1 protein-coding gene and 1 pseudogene are annotated in these 2,280 nt (G+C 61.3%); both read right to left on the bottom strand.

The window, feature by feature from the left end:
- A pseudogene (locus EOA38_RS34075) lies at positions 1-606 on the bottom strand (hypothetical protein); the annotation flags it as partial.
- A gap of 270 nt (positions 607-876) precedes the next feature.
- A partial coding sequence (locus EOA38_RS34070; protein ID WP_281060152.1) for a helicase-related protein occupies positions 877-2,280 on the bottom strand: 1,404 nt, incomplete at its 5' end.

The following is a 2,280-nucleotide window of genomic DNA, read 5'->3' as shown; positions in this document are numbered from 1 at the left end:
ACGTAGGACTGCAGCCTCCTCCCAAGCGCCCACCGTCCCGGCCGGACCCTGCAACGATGGTAGTTTTTCGAGTAGCTCTCGCGCCTTTTCATCAATGGCGGCAAGTCTCTCGCGCTCAAGTTCCGCCAGTCGGTTCCTGGCAGCTGGAATCTTCGGATTATGGAGCCAGGCCCGTGGCGCTTCAGTCAGGATTGCATTCGAAAGCTCTGCCAGCGGGCAATCACGGTAACGGGAAAGATCGATCTCAATCGCTCCCACGCCCAGACGCCTTAGCTTCTCGAGTTTCTCCAAGTCGCAACCGTGCGTCACCTTGAACTCGACATAGAGAATGCGGTCTCCTTTCCGGCAGACCACGTCAGGGACGATGTCACCTTCCCGCTTTTCGAGCACGGCGTCGTCGAACTCGAACTCCTGTTCCTTCACCACGACAACTGAGTGCCGTCCGTCGCTCTCGGTCAGGCCCTCTAAGCGCAACTTGAGTGCCCGTTGAAGTGTCTCCTTGGCGAACTTGTGGAGCGCAGTCTCGCCTGCGGAACCGCAGGTCGCCCCATCCGTTTCGGCCGCATGCTGGAAATGCCGCCTATAGGGTCCCTTGTGCGCGACCACGCGCCTACCACAACCAGAGCAAACGCATCGGCATGCAAGACCTGATGCAACATCATTGATATGGACTGGCAAACCTGTGTCGATGAGATCCGCGACAAGTCGCTTGCCGTCCGCTGTGCAAGACAACAATTCGGCAAGGGTGATCGGAGTCTCCCGCCGAGCGCCCACAATTTCTTCGCTGCTACCTCGCTCCATCCCGGACATGGCGCCACGCTTCCGAATGCGATTGCTCGCGATCGAGACTGGGGATTCTTTCTGCAACAGCCGGATTCAGCCGCGCTGATCGAACAATCCCCCCGCGATCGCTCCAATCTCTTTCCCTATGTTCCCTCGTGCTTTCGCCCACAGCCGTCTCAGCAGACGCTCAGGGACCATTCCGTCAAACCTCGCCGTCTCGAGGTTCTCGACGAACTCCGAAATGGACTGAATATCCGGTGGGCGTTCAGCTACCTGGCGAAGGACCGCCTCGGCTTCTCCGGGCGTAGTCTCCAGAACTGTCACACCCACTTCGTGTGCCGCGCATTCAAGACCGGCAGAAACCATCGTGAAGGCGAGAACGGCATTGGCTTCGGTGCCTCTCCAGGTCAAAACGTGCGTATCCTTCCCTGCCGGCAGGAATCTGGTCTGCCGCAGTCCGAGCTCCAGATAGGCTTCCCTCCCCTGGCCCAGAAAGTCAGCGGCGGCCGCATCGAGATAAGCGGGAATGTCGCCGCCTTCCAGGACCGCTCGCATCTCGGCCGAGAGCCTGTCGTGGACAGGTTCGCTCATCACGTTGTCGAACTGAGGAATCTTTCCGGACCGATGCCGCTCGACCTCGAGCACCTTGCTGCGGTCGTCCACCGATGCGATACGCCAGCGCTGCCCTGCGAACGCGATCACCACTCCGACGGCGACCGGATTCGAGATAGGGATGGCGCCAAGCGTCCGCCCGCCGCAGACGATCCGCCACTCCTCGTCCGTCGAGAACACGGCGTAGAAGTCGCGGCCAGCCGTAAGCCGCTCCCCCATTTCGCCGAGCATGACGGTACCATCCGGCGCCTGCTCCAGCAGCCGATTGTCCGCCGAAGCCACGCCGCGCAGCAGTTCGACGTAGTCGCCCTTTCCCAAAACGGAAAGCGGACCGCCCGAGCATATCATCTCGAAAAGGCGATCAGCGCGCAGGCCTCCCTCCTGCGCGATCACGGAGAGCGTCTGGTGAAGCGCGACGGTCGCGACGGCATCGACGGTAGAAGGCGGCTCGACGAACTTCGCGACGAGCAGGCGCACAGCAGCAACTGCACGCACCGTCTCCAGTCTCAGGTGATCGAGCGGGTCGGAATCCTGTCCGAGATTTCGCTCTCGCACATACATACGAAAGATTGCAGGAACGCCGCGCCGCCGGCCGCTGCGTCCCAGACGTTGGCGAAGCGACGCGAGCGACCGCGGCGCCCCGACCTGGGCCACCGACTTGATCGATCCAATATCGATGCCGAGTTCCAGCGTCGTCGTAGCGACCGCTGTCGTAGGCAGGTTGGACTGTTTCAGCCTGTCTTCGAGTTCCTCCCGCAATTCCTTCGAGAGGCTGCCGTGGTGGGGAAAGAACTCGTTCGGAACACCGGCTTTTTCGGACCGCATCCGCAGCCTGTCCGCCAAGGCTTCCACCCGCCTGCGTGACCCAGCGAATACAAGGTTGTT

This window comes from Mesorhizobium sp. M1E.F.Ca.ET.041.01.1.1 (assembly GCF_003997355.1).
Taxonomy (GTDB): Bacteria; Pseudomonadota; Alphaproteobacteria; order Rhizobiales; family Rhizobiaceae; genus Mesorhizobium.
This window is presented reverse-complemented; position numbering and strand designations above follow the sequence as displayed.